The sequence below is a fragment of the Rhizobium sp. BK196 genome (assembly GCF_014193255.1).
In the GTDB taxonomy this organism is placed as follows: domain Bacteria; phylum Pseudomonadota; class Alphaproteobacteria; order Rhizobiales; family Rhizobiaceae; genus Rhizobium.
This window is the reverse complement of record NZ_JACHZB010000001.1, coordinates 1,162,659-1,179,393: the sequence shown is the minus strand read 5'-3', so window position 1 is coordinate 1,179,393 and position 16,735 is coordinate 1,162,659. Positions and strand designations below refer to the sequence as shown.

16 protein-coding genes and 1 pseudogene are annotated in these 16,735 nt (G+C 60.1%); 9 read left to right on the top strand and 8 right to left on the bottom strand.

The genetic code is table 11. The features are described 5' to 3' along the window. Positions 1–113: 113 nt before the first annotated feature. Positions 114–1,960: pseudogene (locus FHT78_RS06115) on the top strand (EAL domain-containing protein). A gap of 67 nt (positions 1,961–2,027) precedes the next feature. Here FHT78_RS06115 and FHT78_RS06110 read toward each other — a convergent pair. The 3 genes from FHT78_RS06110 to FHT78_RS06100 all read right to left on the bottom strand — a co-directional run bounded on the left by FHT78_RS06110 (position 2,028) and on the right by FHT78_RS06100 (position 3,709). Then, the gene (locus FHT78_RS06110; RefSeq protein ID WP_112562863.1) at positions 2,028–2,228 is read right to left on the bottom strand and encodes a KTSC domain-containing protein; all 201 of its coding nucleotides are present in this window, start codon (positions 2,226–2,228) and stop codon (positions 2,028–2,030) included. Between the two features lie 304 nt (positions 2,229–2,532). Beyond that, positions 2,533–3,372 (bottom strand): DUF6030 family protein, encoded by an 840-nt coding sequence (locus FHT78_RS06105; RefSeq protein WP_183741595.1) that lies wholly within the window; start codon positions 3,370–3,372, stop codon positions 2,533–2,535. A 127-nt stretch (positions 3,373–3,499) separates the two neighbouring features. Next, positions 3,500–3,709, bottom strand: a complete 210-nt coding sequence (locus FHT78_RS06100) for a KTSC domain-containing protein (RefSeq protein ID WP_183741593.1) — start codon at positions 3,707–3,709, stop codon at positions 3,500–3,502. A gap of 263 nt (positions 3,710–3,972) precedes the next feature. Between FHT78_RS06100 and FHT78_RS06095 the strand changes: the two genes are divergently transcribed. Together FHT78_RS06095 and FHT78_RS06090 are read left to right on the top strand one after the other, a co-directional pair. Further along, complete coding sequence (locus FHT78_RS06095) at positions 3,973–4,311, top strand: hypothetical protein (RefSeq protein ID WP_183741591.1); 339 nt, start codon at positions 3,973–3,975, stop codon at positions 4,309–4,311. 273 nt (positions 4,312–4,584) lie between these two features. Continuing rightward, a complete protein-coding gene (locus FHT78_RS06090) occupies positions 4,585–5,433 on the top strand; it encodes a GNAT family N-acetyltransferase (RefSeq protein ID WP_183741590.1) in 849 nt (282 codons plus the stop codon). On the opposite strand, the gene FHT78_RS06085 is transcribed toward FHT78_RS06090, so the two are convergent. Next, entirely contained in the window at positions 5,430–6,347 is a 918-nt protein-coding gene (locus tag FHT78_RS06085; RefSeq protein ID WP_183741588.1) for a DMT family transporter, read from the bottom strand. The two genes, FHT78_RS06090 and FHT78_RS06085, sit on opposite strands and share 4 nt — an antisense overlap. A gap of 186 nt (positions 6,348–6,533) precedes the next feature. Between FHT78_RS06085 and FHT78_RS06080 the strand changes: the two genes are divergently transcribed. Then, on the top strand, positions 6,534–7,832 hold the full coding sequence (locus FHT78_RS06080) for an adenylosuccinate synthase (protein WP_183741586.1): 1,299 nt from the start codon (positions 6,534–6,536) through the stop codon (positions 7,830–7,832). 60 nt (positions 7,833–7,892) lie between these two features. Further along, entirely contained in the window at positions 7,893–10,253 is a 2,361-nt protein-coding gene (locus FHT78_RS06075; RefSeq protein ID WP_183741584.1) for a hypothetical protein, read from the top strand. Between the two features lie 85 nt (positions 10,254–10,338). Here FHT78_RS06075 and rpoH read toward each other — a convergent pair whose 3' ends face one another. Continuing rightward, positions 10,339–11,247, bottom strand: a complete 909-nt coding sequence (gene rpoH / locus FHT78_RS06070) for an RNA polymerase sigma factor RpoH (RefSeq protein ID WP_183741582.1) — start codon at positions 11,245–11,247, stop codon at positions 10,339–10,341. Between the two features lie 269 nt (positions 11,248–11,516). Between rpoH and FHT78_RS06065 the strand changes: the two genes are divergently transcribed. Next, positions 11,517–11,678 (top strand): entericidin, encoded by a 162-nt coding sequence (locus FHT78_RS06065; RefSeq protein WP_183741580.1) that lies wholly within the window; start codon positions 11,517–11,519, stop codon positions 11,676–11,678. A 12-nt stretch (positions 11,679–11,690) separates the two neighbouring features. On the opposite strand, the gene FHT78_RS06060 is transcribed toward FHT78_RS06065, so the two are convergent. After that, on the bottom strand, positions 11,691–12,716 hold the full coding sequence (locus FHT78_RS06060) for an RluA family pseudouridine synthase (RefSeq protein WP_183741578.1): 1,026 nt from the start codon (positions 12,714–12,716) through the stop codon (positions 11,691–11,693). A gap of 42 nt (positions 12,717–12,758) precedes the next feature. Between FHT78_RS06060 and FHT78_RS06055 the strand changes: the two genes are divergently transcribed. Then, a complete protein-coding gene (locus FHT78_RS06055) occupies positions 12,759–13,151 on the top strand; it encodes a hypothetical protein (protein ID WP_183741576.1) in 393 nt (130 codons plus the stop codon). 6 nt (positions 13,152–13,157) lie between these two features. Beyond that, positions 13,158–13,982, top strand: a complete 825-nt coding sequence (locus FHT78_RS06050) for an RNA methyltransferase (protein WP_183741574.1) — start codon at positions 13,158–13,160, stop codon at positions 13,980–13,982. Positions 13,983–13,988: 6 nt separating this feature from the next. Here the strand turns inward: FHT78_RS06050 and FHT78_RS06045 are convergent, their stop codons facing one another. Then, positions 13,989–15,149, bottom strand: coding sequence for a hypothetical protein (locus tag FHT78_RS06045; protein WP_183741572.1), 1,161 nt, complete (start codon positions 15,147–15,149; stop codon positions 13,989–13,991). Between the two features lie 129 nt (positions 15,150–15,278). After that, entirely contained in the window at positions 15,279–15,869 is a 591-nt protein-coding gene (locus FHT78_RS06040) for an EipA family protein (RefSeq protein ID WP_183741570.1), read from the bottom strand. 181 nt (positions 15,870–16,050) lie between these two features. Between FHT78_RS06040 and FHT78_RS06035 the strand changes: the two genes are divergently transcribed. After that, on the top strand, positions 16,051–16,698 hold the full coding sequence (locus FHT78_RS06035; protein WP_183741568.1) for a histidine phosphotransferase family protein: 648 nt from the start codon (positions 16,051–16,053) through the stop codon (positions 16,696–16,698). Positions 16,699–16,735: the final 37 nt, after the last annotated feature.

Genomic DNA, 16,735 nt, shown 5'->3' with positions numbered 1-16,735 from the left:
TAAAACAATACTGATCGAAAAGAAGGCAGTCGTAACGAACGGTTCACCTAGTAACTAGTTCGGTACTTACGAAAAGGCTTCATTAATGAGGCTTGCGACTATATTATGAATTCTTGCAGGCTTCGAAGGCTGAAACGAATTGCCCGAGAATAGACCAACGCGATCAGAGAGAGAGTTCCAGGATCTTCTTCGGCGACTGGAGCTGGCGCTTGATGCTTCGCAAATTGGTGTGTGGGAGCACAGCATCAATAAGGATTCTATTCTCTGGGATGCGCAGATGCACCGTCTTTACGGCACCGGTCAGACAGATCGAGAGGTGTCTACGCGTATCTGGTCGAACGCCATACATCCTGACGATAGGGAACAGGCCGAGCGGGATTTCGAAAAAGCGGTTGCCGCCCGCGGTGCCTATAATTCTCAGTTTCGCATCATTCTGCCAAGCGGCGAGATCCGCTATCTGCGGTCACGTGCGCATTTCTATGTCGATGAGGAGGGCACTCCCTCCTTCATCGGTGCCGAATGGGACGTGACATCCGATGTGCTGCTCAATGCCGAGCTTGGCAAGCAGAAAATGATGGCCGAGGCCAGGGCGCTGGCGCTTGAAGAAAGCAATGCCCGGATCGAGCATGTCGCCAATCATGATTATCTGACCGGCATGCCGAACCGGCGCCTGCTCGACAGGCGGCTGGCAGCGCTGCTGGCGGACAAGAATGTGTCGACGCTTGCCGTTCTGCATCTCGATCTCGACCAGTTCAAACAGATCAACGACAGCCACGGTCACGCAGCTGGCGATGCCGTGTTGCGCACCGCATCGCTCAGAATTGCCGCAGCCATTCCCTCGGATGGTATGGCCGCCCGTGTTGGCGGCGACGATTTCGTCATCGTGCTCATCAATTTCGCCGGCCTCGATGCGCTGAAGGCGATCGTCGAGGATGTGCAGCGGCGACTGCGGAAGAAAATCCGCTTCGGACAGGAGATGCTGCAATCCGGTGCGTCGATCGGCGTATCCTGGAGCAGCGATAAAAGGGCACGCAACCTGCTCGCCGAATCCGATCTGGCTCTCTATCAGGCAAAAAAACTCGGACGCAACCGCATCGAATTCTTCAGCCGACAGCTTCAGGAAGACTTGCGCGGCAAGCGTCGCCTGGCCGAGGATCTCGCCCAAGCCCTAGAACGGGGCGAGATCATTCCCCACTATCAGGTGCAGCTCGATGCGCGCACCCGCGAGATCACCGGGCTGGAAGCGCTGGCACGTTGGAACCACTCGGAGAAGGGCGTGCTTGCGCCGAGCTTTTTTCTGCGCCTTGCGGATGAATACGGGCTTTCGGCGGAGATCGATGCCGCTGTCCTGCAGCGCGCGCTTGAAGATCGCGTCACATGGCTGGCGATGGGTTGCCACGTGCCGCGCATCGCCGTGAACATTTCGCCTGGGCGTCTTACCGACCCCGCTTTGCTGGATAAGCTGCGCCGATTGGCTATCCCACCGGGTGCCATCGTCTTCGAGCTGGTAGAAACGATCTTCCTCGACGATTGCGACGAGAAATTCCTCGTCAATATCGACCTCATCAAGCAGATGGGCATTGATATCGAGATCGACGATTTCGGCTCCGGCCATGCTTCGCTCATCGGCCTTGTACGGCTGAAACCGAAACGCCTCAAGATCGATCGCCAACTCGTCACCGATGTGGTGGAATCGGCCGAGCAGCGGCGCGTCGTCGGGTCGATCGTCGAGATCGCCAAGGCACTCGATGTGGAGGTGATTGCCGAAGGGGTGGAAACCGAAGCCCATGCCGTGACGCTGTCGTGGCTCGGCTGCGACAGCCTGCAAGGTTTTGCGCTTGGCTATCCATCCAGCGCTGCCGATACGGCTCGCCTTCTCGCATCGACCGGCCACGACGGCAAATCCCCGAGTGTGGCGGCTGAGATTGGGGCTGAAGTTTTGTCGATGAATGGAATGTGAGGCCGATTTCGGTTCGAACGATACGCTCGGTACCGACACGGCACGCCTTGGGTGCGTGCCGTATTTCTCAGGTAGTGCGGAAGCGGCCCCGGATCTGGCTCATGTAGAAGTCGCCAGGAGATGCTGCTGCGGTCAGTCCGACGACGATGCCTTCGGGGACATCCTCGTAATGACGGCGTTGGCCGTTGGTCAGATAGAGCGTGAGATGTCGAGTCTCGCGCTCGTAATCGATCGCTTCGATGAGTTTGGACTGCAGTCTAGTTTCCATCCGGGACTCCCCGATGTGTTTCGCGCGAGAGAGGTGGCTGCTGGATCCGACGAGCGGTTCAAAGCAGCTTCAAAGCTAATCTCTGGCCGATTCGAGTCAAGGATCGAAAGAGTTGAGCCGCACCTATTTTGAGTTAAATGCGTCTGAAGTTTGACGCACTATATTATCGGCTTATCGGCCATCGCCATGAAAATGGAGCACGCCCTGCAATGGCGCAAGCGCCTCCAACCTAATCGCCTCGCTGGTCGATGCGATTAGGTTGGATGAGGGGGCACGCGGCCGCAACTCGTTGTCAGCGAATTGATCAGGCGCGTCGCCAGAAGATGAGTTCCGGCACTTGCCAGGAGGGATCAGGCGCGGGCAGCCAGGTCTTCGGGGAAAAGTAATCCTTCGTGCGGCGCTGTTGGGCGGAGCTCTCCTGAAGCAGGAGCGTGAAGTTGAAGGCGCCCGACCGCGAATATTCCTGGGTGAAGTTGATGAGGGCACCGAAGCCTTCCTCCTTCACATTCCTGAGATTGCGGATTGCCGTCAGCGCATCATGGAAATCCAGCCACGCCGGTTGCGTCAGCATGGTTTCGAAGATGCGCAATATGGCCGGATCAAGCTGCCCGTTACTGTCGGTCGCGGGACCGACGAGTTTCACGCGCATGCTTGTAATCATGCCTCTGCCATTGCCGCGCACGACGAGGAAGAGCGAGCTGACGACATGCTCCTTCTCCTTCTTGTAGACATGTTCGTAGGAACATTCGAACGTATCGGAATTGAAGGCCGTTTCCGCCCATTCGCTGGTTTCGACGCCGGCTGAGCGCAGCGCCTCGCACATGACAGGGCCGGAAATCCGCCAGGTGCGCAGGAAAGCGCCCGCAAGCGCCGGCTGCGGCGGATCGAACATGCGCGGCGCGATCTTGATGCTGACGGGTTCGGTGCGGCGGAAGATCTTAGGTGGCGGAGGAGGTGGGGGTGCCGCGGGCGGGAAAAGCTCTATACCGAAGGAGTGAGCCAGTGACTTCAGATGCCGCATGTCATTCGACAGCAGCACCGTTGCCCCGACAATTGAAACGGACAGAACAATCAGCAGCCACATGACGGCGCGGCCGTTTCGCGGCTGCGGCGCCAGTTTCATGTTCTGATCGGACGACGGCATCGTCAGTTCGCGAGACCTCGGACAATGGAAGTCATCATTTATAAGGCTCGCGTTGATGTGGCAATCGATCTCGACCGGAGCAAGGCACAATCGATTAAGGCCGCTCCGATGCAGCGATCGAAGTCTGTCAGGCCGCGATACGGCGATACCGTGTTCTAATCCGGTCGATATAATACTGGCCCGGAGAGGGCGCCGCCACCATGGTGCTGACGTCGCTGGCCGGTACGCCGTCGAACAGGCGCTCTTCGCCGTTGCGGAAGCGGATGCGCAAGCGCCCGTCTTCCTGGCTGAAATAGACGTTCTGGATAATCCGGGATTTAACTGGAACTTCGTGCATTGTTTTTGTCCCTGTTTCGTTTTGCGGCACCTTAAAAGTAAGGATGCGAAAATACCGTCAAGGCGTATGGTAAAGATTGTTTTCTATCGGAACAGAGACAGTCTAAAAAATCGCGTTTCAATAAAATTGTACGGATCGACTTAAAAAGCCCGCAAATACCGGCATGTAGAGTGACCCTCATGAAAGCGGCCGGGCATGGACAGATGCGACCGTCGCTACGGCCAGGCGGAAATCGCCGACCGAACGGAAACGGGGACTTTAAGATGAGCAAACTTCTTCTCGCCGCCGCACTCGCAATCACAATATCGGCTGCGAGCCAGCCGGCCTTTGCCTTCGGCCCGGGCGGCTTCGGCCGCGATCTCATATACACCTCGGCTATCGGCCATCTGCCTGAGGAGCCGTTGACAACGAGCGCCGGTTTCGTTCGCCCGAACGTGCCCTTTGCTCTGCGTGCTCCGTTACAGGTGGATAGCAGGCTCCCCCAGCTCAAGGCCTATTCGCGGCAGCTGACCATCGTCGTCAGCTTCGTTTTCGACAGCGTTCTCAGCCAGGCTGCCCAGACTATCGGTACTGCCGAAGCGTTGGGTCAATTTCTGCGCTAGGGTTTAAATACTAGATACTGCAGTCTTTCGATTTGCACTCGCCGGAAGGATCCTGCGGGCGCAGTAATTTTCTTGAGATTGCAATTACATTGTTTCATGGTAAGGCGGGATCGAAGTTCTTTTGCATTGCATTACATTTCAAAACGACGATACGCATCGTTCAAGCCGTGAACGTGAGTTCATCATGACCGGTCTGAGCGCTGCGGCAATCGACTCGACGATTGCTTGGCGCATGGCGGAATGGACTAGCGGGTTTCAATCTGGGAAGGTTGCATGAATTCGGAATTTGCCGTTCGTTCGATGCGGCCCGGCGAACTGGAGCTCGCGCTGGAATGGGCACGCCAGGAAGGCTGGAATCCCGGCCTCGACGATGCGATCGCATTCCACGAAGCCGATCCTTCCGGATTTTTTGTCGGTGCCATCGGTGAGGTGCCGGTCGGTTCTATCTCCGTCGTCAAATATGGCGACAATTTCGCCTTTCTCGGTCTTTATATCGTGCATCCGGAGTTCCGCGGCCAAGGCTTCGGCAAGGCGATCTGGAATGCCGGCATCGCTTCGGCAGGAGACCGTACGGTCGGCCTCGATGGCGTTGCGGCCCAGCAGGCAGCCTATCGCAGAGCCGGTTTCGAGCTTGCCTATCGCACGATCCGCTATGGCGGCGTGCCGGCATCGGTGCCGCAATCGTCACTCGCCGCGCAGCCGGTTCCGGATGCGCGGCTCGAAGGTCTGCTGCGCTATGACAGCAGTATCTTTCCGCAGCCCCGTGCCGCTTTCCTTGCTGCCTGGTGCACGGCCCGCAAGGGGCGCAGCTCGCTCGTCGTGCGCAGGAGCGGCAAGATCCGCGGTTACGGGACGATCCGCCGCTGTTATGAGGGCTACAAGATCGGCCCGCTTTTTGCCAGCGACGCAGATAGCGCTGCGGCCCTTCTGGCGGGCCTCATTCCGCAGGCACACGGCGCGTCGATCTATATCGATATCCCCGCCGCCAATGCCGAGGCGATTGCACTTGCAGAAAGCGTAGGGCTCGAGCCAGTCATGGAAACCGCGCGCATGTATCGCGGTCCGGCGCCGGAAATCCCGCTGAAAAACGTCTATGGCGTCACGACGCTGGAGCTTGGTTAGTCGACAGGCGAAGCCGCCACGGTGGGCGCAGCCGACTTCGGCCGCCCTTTTTCAGCGATGGCGATGCCGCCGAGGGTCAGCACCAAGGCAATCATGTGGAAAAGCTGCAGGGTTTCGCCGAGCAGGGCGACGGACAGCAGCGTGCCGAAAACCGGGACGAGGTTGATGAACAGGCCGGCGCGATTGGCGCCAATCTCCTCGACGCCCCTGATGTAGAGTATTTGCGCCAGCAGGGAGGCGAAGATTGCCGTGTAGAAGGCAATCGCCCAGCCTTCGCCATCCGGCCATTGAGCCGCGCCGCGGGAGGCTTCCCAAAAAAGCAGCGGCAAGGCAGTCAGGGCCGCGCCGAGTGCCGGGATCGCCATCAGCGTGCGCCAGTCGACGATGGGCTTCCAGCGCAGAAAGATCGTATAGACGGAATAGGCTGCCACCGCGATCAGCATTAGGCCATCGCCGCGGTTCAAGTTGAGCTGCAGGAGCGTCGCGAGATCGCCATGGGCAGCCGTCAGCGCGACGCCGACGAGGGTCATGCCGAAGCCGATAATCTGGGCCAGCGAGACGCCGGTGCGGAAAAAGACGAAATTCAGCAGGAAGATCAGCATGGGAATGCCGGCCTGCTCGATCGCGACATTGATCGCCGTCGTGTATTGGACAGCCGAATAGAGCATCGCGTTGAAAGTCGTGTAGCCGATGACGCCATAGAAGAAGAGGAGAGGCAGGTTCCTGCGCACCACCGGCCAGTCCTTCCTCAACTGCGGCAGCGAGATTGCGGCGATCAGTACGACGGCCAGGAACCAGCGCAGGAAGGTCAGCATCATCGGGCTGACATGACCGAGCGCGAGCTTGCCTGCGACCGCATTGCCGCCCCAGCAGAGAGTTGCAACGACGAGGCAGATATAGGCTGTTGCTTGCAAGGTGCTCTTTCCGTCTTTTTCGTCTCTGGCGGCTTTTGTGATCGGGCTTAGCCTGCCGGCGGCTGATTTGTCACGTAAAAAGCCGAATCTGCTGTGACAACAGGGTCGCTTTCCCAAAAACAAAGCTTTATAGATGCGCGGGTTTGAGCAGGTGTGCGGTTCTCCGCCGGTAACAGGAAGAGTTTGATGACGAACGTGGTCGTGGTCGGTTCGCAGTGGGGCGACGAAGGCAAGGGCAAGATTGTCGATTGGCTTTCGGAGCGCGCCGATATTGTTGTGCGCTATCAGGGCGGACACAATGCAGGCCATACGCTCGTCATCGACGGCACGAGCTACAAGCTCTCGCTGCTGCCTTCCGGCGTCGTACGCCCCGGCAAGATGGCGGTCATCGGCAACGGTGTTGTGGTCGATCCGCATGCGTTGATCGCCGAGATCGGCCGGCTGGAAGCACAGGGCGTGAAGGTGACGCCTGAGAACCTGCGCATCGCCGACAACGCGACCCTCATCCTTTCTTTGCACCGCGAGCTCGATGCCTATCGCGAAGATGCAGCTTCCAACAGCGGCACCAAGATTGGCACGACCCGCCGCGGCATCGGCCCGGCCTATGAAGACAAGGTCGGCCGCCGCGCCATCCGCGTCATGGACCTTGCGGACCTCGAAGCCCTGCCAGGCAAGGTCGACCGCATTTTGACACACCACAACGCACTCCGCCGCGGTCTCGGCGTTGCCGAAGTCAGCCACCAGACGATCATGGACGAGCTGACCTCGATCGCGGACCGCGTGCTGCCCTTCCGCGATACGGTCTGGCTTTTCCTCGACAGAGAGCGCCGCAAGGGGGCCCGCATCCTTTTCGAAGGTGCGCAGGGCAGCCTGCTCGATATCGATCATGGCACCTATCCCTTCGTGACCTCGTCCAACACGGTGGCCGGCCAGGCCGCTGCCGGTTCGGGCATGGGTCCGGGTTCGCTCGGCTATATCCTCGGCATCACCAAGGCCTATACGACGCGAGTCGGCGAAGGTCCGTTCCCGACCGAGTTGACGGACGAGATCGGTCAGTTCCTCGGTGAGAAGGGCCATGAGTTCGGCACGGTGACGGGCCGCAAGCGCCGTTGCGGCTGGTTCGACGCCGCACTCGTGCGCCAGTCGGTCGCCACCAACGGCATCAGCGGCATCGCGCTCACCAAGCTCGATGTGCTCGATGGCCTTGATGAATTGAAGATCTGCGTCGGTTACATGCTCGATGGCGACCAGATCGACCATCTTCCGGCAAGCCAGGCGGCTCAGGCTCGTGTCGAGCCGATCTACATCACGCTGGAAGGCTGGAAGGGATCAACGGTCGGTGCCCGCAGTTGGGCGGATCTGCCGGCGCAGGCGATCAAATATGTTCGCCAGGTCGAAGAGCTGATCGGCGCGCCTGTCGCGCTTCTTTCCACCAGCCCCGAGCGTGACGACACCATACTTGTGACCGATCCGTTTGAGGATTAATGTCGCGGGTCACCTAAGGCGACCGTTCGGGAGCATGCCGGACTTCTTGAGAAAGTACTGATGGCGGATTTTATTGCAGTTATTCGGCGGGCAGTCGACGGCCTGTCTGAAAATACGCCCGAGATGCGGGTGAAGGTCTACGAGCGTGCGCGCGGCGCGGTGCAGCGGCAGCTCGAGAACATGAAGCCGCGTCCGCCGGAAGCAATGCTGCAACGCCAGCTCGACAAGCTTGAGGCCGCAATCCGCGAAGTCGAGGGCGAACACTCGGAAGCGGTGCCTGTCGAGGAGCCGATCGCAGTCGCTCCCGAACCTGAAGTCCACGAGGAGCCTGCGCTGGAGCATGAGCCTGCAGCAGAGACGGCCCCTGTTGCTGAGGCACCTGACCACGAAAGTCACGAACAAGAGGATGCGGAGCATCCCGTCTATGAGCAGCCTGCTGAGGCCGAAGAGGTCGTTCAAGAGGCCGTTCCCGCCGAAGAGGCGGTGCCCGAGCATGCTGAATGGCATCCGCCTCATGAGGAAGAAACGCCTGCAGAAGAATGGCGCGCCCCGGAGCAGGCAGAAGTTCATGCCGAGCCCGAGCGCGCTCATGAGCCGGGGGAGGAATATTATCCGGAAGAACCACGGCCGGACGAAGTCGCAGCCGAGCCGGTAGCCGAATCCGCCCATGAGGTGGAGGAAGAGCTTCAGCGCGAAGAGGACCATCAGCCGATTCCACGCGGCATTGACCGTGCGTCCAATCGGCTGGTCGAGCCGATGGCCGATTTCGAACCGCAATCGCAGCCGCAAACCAGCGACTTCATCGAGCATACGCGCGAAGAGCCGGTCGCAATGGATGCGGCGGCGCATTTCGATCGCATGTGGTCCGAACCGGTTGCCGAGACGCCAGCTCCTCTACCGCAGGAAGCCGAGACTGAATGGGCGCGGGAAGAACTCCATTCCTTTGCCGAGGCCGCGCCCGCCGTTCCCGCCGATGCTTCGGCACGCGCTTTCGATGAGGTTTCGACGCTCGCAAACAGTGCTTCGCCGGTAGTCATGCCGGCCGCCAAGGAAAACTTTTCCTGGGAGGCGGCCGCTTTCGACGATCTGCCGCCGATCGAGGCCGGCACGGGCAAGAAGACACCAGCTGCCGCGCATTTCGACGATGTCGATATCTTTGCGGAAGTACATGCCGGCAATGGTTCTGCGACACCCCAACCGACAGCTCCCGGTGAGGGCTGGCGTGAGGCGCGTGCGCTGCGTGGCTATGACCGGCCGAACGCTGTCACCGATGACGACGACAGCAATCCGCCGATGGATCTCGACCAGATCGTCGCTTCCAAGCTGCAGGGCAAGAACTTTCGCATGGAGCCGAAACGCCGCCGCTTCGGCATCGGCACGATTCTGGCGATCCTCGTGACGCTGGGCGTTCTTGGCGGTGGCGCTTATGCCGGCTGGATGAACCGCGAAGCTGTCATGGAAATGGTCGACGGTCTCGTCAGCTCCGCACCGTCGCAGGCCGTGCGCGACGATCCTGCGACGTCTCCCGCGCAGCAGAACAGCACGCCGGCCGCGAGCCAGCCAACAGATCAGAGTGCCGCCAGGCCGCCGGCGCGACCCAACCAGGAAGTTGCCTCGCTGGACGGATCGGCTGCCAATGCCAAGTTCACCCAGCGGCTGCTTGCCGATGGCACCGAGGTCGATAACGGCCCGGCAGCAGTGCCGGGAACGCCGACAGCGGAAGGCAAGTCGGTTGCCGAGCAGAACGTTGCTGCAGCCGATACCAGCACGCCGAGCGTCCAGTCCGATGCCGCGCCTGCGGAAAACCTGACGCCGAATGGCCCGGTTGCGGCACCCGCGGCGCAGAACACGCCTGTCGGTGCTACAGAAAAGATGTTCCTCTATGAAGAGCGGATTGGTGAAAGCTCGCCAACGGCAATCGAAGGATCAGTTGTCTGGACCGTGCAGCATGAAGCCGGGCAGGGCGGCCGCCAGGAAGCTACGGTGCAGGGCAACGTCACCGTGCCAGAGCGCAATCTTTCGGCACTCCTGACCTTCAAGCGCAATTCCGACCCGTCGCTGCCGGCAAGCCATCTCGTGGAAATCGTCTTCTCGGTTCCGCCGAATTTCGAAGGCGGCAGCATCGACAGCGTTCAGCGCATTTCGATGAAGCGCACGGAACAGGACCGCGGCGATCCGTTGATTGCGGTGCCGGCCAAGATTACCGACGATTTCCACATGATCGCGCTCAACGACTATCCGGACGCGCGCAAGGCCAACCTGGACCTGCTCGCCACCCGCGACTGGATTGATGTTCCGATCACTTATCGCAACGGCCGCCGGGCGCTGCTGACCATGCAGAAGGGTGCCACTGGGGGGAATGCCTTCGGTACGGCGATCAAGGAATGGACGGCGCTCGGAGATCTCTCGACCAGCCAGTGAGGTCAAGTCCGGAGCCCCGAGAAATCATGCATAACAAAAGGCGGGCCGCAAGGACCCGCCTTTTTCATATCATACGGACAACGGCTTATGCTGTGGCTTCGACCACACGCACGGCTTTGGCACGCTCCAGCGCTTCCTTGCGAACCGCATCCTGCACCTTTTCAAAGGCGCGGACTTCAATCTGGCGGACACGCTCGCGGCTGATGTCGAACTCAGCCGAAAGGTCTTCCAGCGTCACCGGATCTTCGGCGAGGCGGCGTGCCTCGAAGATGCGGCGTTCGCGGTCGTTCAGCACGCTCATGGCCTTCGACAGCATACGGCGACGGGTGTCGAGCTCGTCCTGCTCGATCAGCACGTCTTCCTGGCTGTCGTGGTCGTCCACGAGCCAATCCTGCCATTGGCCGCTGTCGCCTTCGGAGGCCTTGATGGGGGCGTTCAGCGATGCGTCGCCGGAAAGGCGGCGGTTCATCGAAACCACCTCTTCCTCGGAGACGTTCAGCTTTGTCGCGATCTCGGTCACATGCTCCGGCTTCAGGTCGCCTTCGTCGATGGCCTGGATACGGCCCTTCAGGCGGCGCAGGTTGAAAAACAGGCGCTTCTGGTTGGCGGTCGTGCCCATCTTTACCAGGGACCACGAACGCAGGATATATTCCTGGATCGAGGCCTTGATCCACCACATGGCGTATGTGGCAAGGCGGAAACCGCGTTCCGGATCGAACTTCTTGACGGCCTGCATGAGGCCGACGTTACCTTCGGAAACGACTTCACCGATCGGCAGGCCGTAGCCGCGATAGCCCATGGCAATCTTCGCGACGAGGCGAAGGTGGCTGGTGACGAGCCTGTGTGCGGCGTCGCGATCGCCGTGCTCGGAGTAACGCTTGGCGAGCATATACTCTTCCTGCGGCTCCAGCATCGGGAATTTGCGGATTTCGTCGAGATAACGATTGAGACCGGCTTCGCCGGCGGTAATGGACGGCAAGTTATTTCGGGCCATGATGCACCCTCCTTATATGGATTCCGGTTCCCGATGGAACGCGCCCTCGCGTTAAAGGCAAACCGGGACATGCGGCTCTCTCCAAGCCCGCAATAAGTCTATTTACAGATAAGTATGGCGAAACAGGGATTCAAGGCCGCTTCGGCGTTCACGAGAGCGTTATCCGGCTTTTGCCAGAGCCAACCAGAGGCATTGATTTTATTGGCGGCTGCCGCATTTTTCCAGTGGCGGCGGTACTCTTGCCCAGCCGCTTTCACGAGGGGGACCAGATGATCAGACCAGCCTTTGCCGCCATCCTGCTGCTTTCAATTTCGGCCGCTCTTTCGTCCTGCGGAAATACCGCGAGGGGGCTGGCGCAGGACGGGCGCGACACGAGCCATGCTCTCGACAATGCCACTCATCGGGTCCTGGGCGCCGGCGCCAAGAAATAGCGAAGCCTGATCTCAGCTTCGCAGCGCCTCGGCAAGCTCCACCATATCGACCGGCAGCGGCACTTCGAAATGCATCACTTCGCCGGTGCGCGGATGCTCGAACTGCAGCATGAAGGCGTGCAGCGCCTGTCGGTCGAAAGCCTTGACGATCTTGCCGGCCTCGTCGGGCAGAAGATTGGCCTTGGTCTTGAAGCCGGCGCCATACACGGTATCACCGAGCAGCGGATGGCCGATATGGGCCATATGGACACGGATCTGATGCGTGCGGCCGGTTTCCAGGTGGCATTCGACGAGCGAGGCAAGCGCACTGGCATCCGGGCTTTCGTGGAAGCGCTCGAGCACTTCGTAATGGGTGATCGCCTCGTCGGCACTCTCGTTTTCGGGGCGCTTGACGGCACGGCGGGTGCGGTCGCCGGTGGCGCGGCCGAGCGGTGCGTCGATCGTGCCCGAGAGCGAGCGCGGACGACCCCAGACGATCGCCTGATAGGCGCGTTCCAGCGGCATGGTGCGGCCGTGGTCGGCGAACTGCAGCGAGAGATGGCGATGTGCCATATCGTTCTTGGCGACGACCATGACACCGGTCGTATCCTTGTCGAGGCGGTGAACGATGCCGGGGCGGCGCACGCCGCCGATGCCGGAGAGGGTGTCGCCGCAATGGTAGATCAGCGCGTTAACGAGCGTACCGGTCCAGTTGCCGGGACCGGGATGGACGACGAGACCAGCGGGCTTGGAGATGACGATGACGTCATCATCCTCGTAGAGGATATCGAGTGGGATGTCCTCGCCCTTTGGCGCCGGGTCTTCCGGTTCAGGCAGGATGATCTCGTAGCTGTCGCCGGCTCGCACCTTCTTTTGAGGATCGGTAATCGGCGCACCCTTCAAAAAGACCTGACCATCTTTGATCAGCGCTTTGATGCGGCTGCGGGAAAATTCCTCGCCGACCTGCGCGGTCAGCCAGGCGTCGAGGCGGCCTTCGGCTGTCTCATCGGCGGTCAGGACTTTTCTATTGTCATCTGCTTGTTTAAAGGGGTCGCTCAAGACGCTTCTTCTCCGACGTATTTTTAGAACGGGACGCCATAGATGACGAAATTCGAGCCAGCCGACGATGAGCAGGAAGAAAAGCCTCTTGATCCGGCTATGGAAAGTGTCCGGCGCAAGATGGTTCGCCTGCAGATCGTCTCGGGCGCCATCATGTTCGTGAGCCTTATGGCGGTCTTCGGCGCTGTTGTCTACAAGGTGACGCGTACCGAACCTTCGCAGACTGCAACGTCCGCAGGCTCTTCCGGTGTTCCCTCCGACGCGCCGGTGAGTTCGACGGCCTCGCTGCCGCTCGGCTTCAAGATCGAGCAGACATCGCTTTCGGGCGGACAGATCCTGTTTTACGGCACAGCGGTCGATGGCAAGCGCAAGGCCTTGGTCTTCGATATCAAAACAAGTCGCATCGTGGCTGACATTACCCTGACGGGCAATTGAGCCGGTATGGCCGGACAGCCCCTCACGATCGAAACCCCGGACGATCTGCGGATCGCGGAGTTTCGTGATATTCGCGAGCGCGACCTGACGGGCCGGCAGAGCCGCTTCATCGCCGAGGGTACAGTCGTGCTGCGCATGCTCGCCGATGCGCATGTGGCTGGTAGAGGATTTTCAGCCGAGAAAATCTTGCTGCTCCGCAATCGGCTCGACGGCGTGGCGGAGATTCTCAAGCGTTTTCCGAAAGACGTACCCGTTTATGTGGCCGACGCCGATGTTCTCGATGGTATCGTCGGCTTCAACATGCATCGCGGCGTGCTTGCACTCGGTCGCCGCGTGCAGACGACGGAAACCATGCTTCTCGATGCGCTACCCGAGGAGGCGCTGGTTCTCGTCGGCTGCGGCATTTCCAATCACGACAATGCCGGGTCGATGTTCCGCAACGCCGCTGCCTTCAAGGCGGATGCGATCCTTCTTGATGAGACCTGCTGCGACCCGCTCTACCGCAAGGCACTGCGCGTTTCGGTCGGCTCGGTCCTGAGCATGCCCTACCATCGCGGCGGCGATGCGCTCGCTCTTCTCTCTGGTCTTGCCGAGCGCGGCTTTGCAATCTGGACGCTTTCGCCCCGCGGCGAAGCCGATATCCGGCAGATACCGGCCTCCAATCGCATGGCGCTCGTCGTCGGCACTGAGGGCGAGGGGCTGCCGGAGGCGGTGCTTTCCCGTTTCCGCAGTGCGCGCATTCCGCAATCTGATGGGCTGGACAGTCTCAACGTGGCGACGGCGACGGGCATTGCGCTCTTTGCCATATCTTCGGCGATGGCACGGATCTGACGAGGATCAGCGCTGCGGATCGGCGATGATCGCAGCTGCGCGGTCAGCGAGGTTCACGCGGTCGTTCGGTGCTTTCTTCTCCCCGCCTTCAGGCAGAAGGGACCGGATCGGAGAAGATGAGCCTTCCTTGAGCGCAGTGAGCGCCACGACGCTGGCGGCGATCGAGGTGATTTCCTCGCGAAGGGCGCCATCACGACCGGTGTTGTTTCTTGCCTTCTGCAGGTGGTCGGCAAGTGCCGCACTGCGCCGGCGCGCATTATCGCTCATCTGCTCTGTGATAGCAGCGAGATCAAGTTCAGAGGTTTCTGCTTCGTTGGTTGTGTCGGCGCCCAGATCGACAATAGCTTTCGAGAGGCCGGCATCACGCAGGACCTTGGCGGCCTTGCGAAGTTCGGCATTTGCAGCCTTCAGCTGATCCTTCAGTTTGGCGATTTCCTGCTGACGGCGGCCGAGCAGGGCTTCCTTGTCCGCGGCAGAGGCGGCCTCACGGGCGGCTCTGTCTTCCAGGCGAATGACCATGTGCTGCTGCTGGCTGAGCTTCTGTTCGGCGTCCTTGGCGCGCTTCTGCAGTACGGTGACGTCCTGGCGCATCGTATCGCGTTCGTCGCGCAGGGCATTGGCGCGGAACTTCAGGTTCTCCGCCTCGGTCTCACGCGCGGCAAGGTCGATCTTCAGGTTGTTGGCCTGTTCCGTGATCTTGGAAAGCCGCGCCCGCAGCGTTTCCAGCTCACTATCCTTGTTGGAGCCGGCCTGTTCGGCAATATGCAGGCTCGTCTTCAACTGGCTGATATAGTTCTCGTCCTTGCGCAGATGGGAGCGCTGCTCGGCGGCCTCTACCTGCATTTCGCCGATCTGTGCGCGCGCCTCATTGAGTTCAGAGGCAAGCCTGCCGGCATCGACGGCGAGTGCGTCGTGGCGAAGCTGCAGGGAGAGCGACTTCTCGCGTTCGCGGTGCAGGTCCTGCGCGGTGCGGGCGTTTTCGGCGGCGTAGAGGGCGCGTGCCATGTCCTTCTGCGCCCGCACTTCCTGCGGGCTCAGCGGCATCGTCGCCTTGAGGCGGTTTTCCGTATACCAGACGATGCGGCGATGGACGGCGGGCGAAACCAGAAAGACGAGAAAGGCCGCGGTCAGGAAGCCCAATCCGAACAAAAGAGCATATTCGATCACGGCACGGCCATCGATTCAAAGGTTGATACGGGTCAGTCCGGTTGATTAAGCACGCAGGGGGCACATCGACAAGGCTGCGGGCACCGGTAAGACCATATTCCCAGGGATAGTAGCGCTGATTTCAGCTTTTCAAAAGGGGTTCCAGGTCGGGTTCGGGGTGACCTTCAGATAGCCGACATTGATGCCGAGGCGGGCGCCGATACCGGTGCGGATCGGAACGACGAGAACATTGTTGTTCTTCAGAAGCGTCATGCCGAAGCCGGCAATGACATAGGCCGAGCCGCTGACGCCGCCGAAACGTGCATAGATGGAGTCGATGGACGGAAGGTCGTAGACCAGCATCATGACGCGGGAGCCCTGGCCACCATAGTCGATGCCGAGAGATGGACCCTGCCAGTAAAGCGGATGTTCGCCAGCATTCTTGGTATTGAGCTGGCCTTCGCCATAGGTGAGGCCGGCAATGAACGCGCCTCCGCCTTCCTGACCGAGAATATAGCCGTTCGGCAGGCCGTATTTCTGGAAGGCGCTTTCAACGACTTTGGCAAGGCCGCCACTGGTTTCGCCGAAGAAGGAATGACCGGCATCGACGATTTCCTGCATCGTGTACTGGCCGTTGTTCTGCTGGGCTGCGGCCTGTCCGGTAACGATTACCGACGATACCATGATAGCGGTCAGCAACCTGCAGAAGCCGATAAATCTTCCCAGAAATTGGAGGCGCATGATGTCATCCATTCGTCATTGTCGGGGGCATTGGCATTTGATGCATTTTGCGCCGATCGTCTTAACAATCGGTTTACCAAATATGGTGTCATTATGGCGGCGAGTACGGTCGCAAACTTCGCGCAATTTTGATCAGGCACACTACCGGGCGGAATGACACTGCCGCCCTCAGGAGACGATGATGTCCAAGAATCCGAATCTCACCCTGTCCGGCCCGGACCTGGCAGCACTTCTTTGCAGTCGTGTGTGTCATGATGTGATCTCGCCCGTCGGCGCGATCAACAACGGCCTGGAGCTTCTCGACGAGGGCGGAGCAGATTCGGACGCGATGGATCTTATCCGCACGAGCGCCCTCAATGCTTCGGTCCGTCTCAAATTCGCACGCCTTGCCTTTGGCGCATCCGGTTCCGTCGGCGCCTCGATCGATACCGGCGAGGCCGAACGTGCAGCCAAGGACTTCGCGATGGCCGAAAAGAAGACCGAGGTAACCTGGAACGGTCCGCGCGCGATCGTCGCCAAGAACAGGGTCAAGCTGCTCCTGAACCTCTTCCTGGTCGCATATTCTTCCATTCCGCGTGGCGGCAATCTGGAAATCACCCTGGAAAATCCGGAATTCGATGCGAGCTTCAAGCTCGTCGCCAAGGGCAAGCTGATGCGCGTGCCGCCGAAATACGTCGAAATCGCCACCGGCACCGTCGAAGAGGCAATCGATGCGCATTCGATCCAGCCTTACTATACCGTACTGCTGGCCGAAGAATGCGGCATGGTTCTGGATCACGCGGTTAGCGCCGAAGAGATCGTCTTCACCGCCAAGATCGCTGCCGCGTAATTCTCCGATTGCTGATCGCGGTGGTAACGATTCTTTA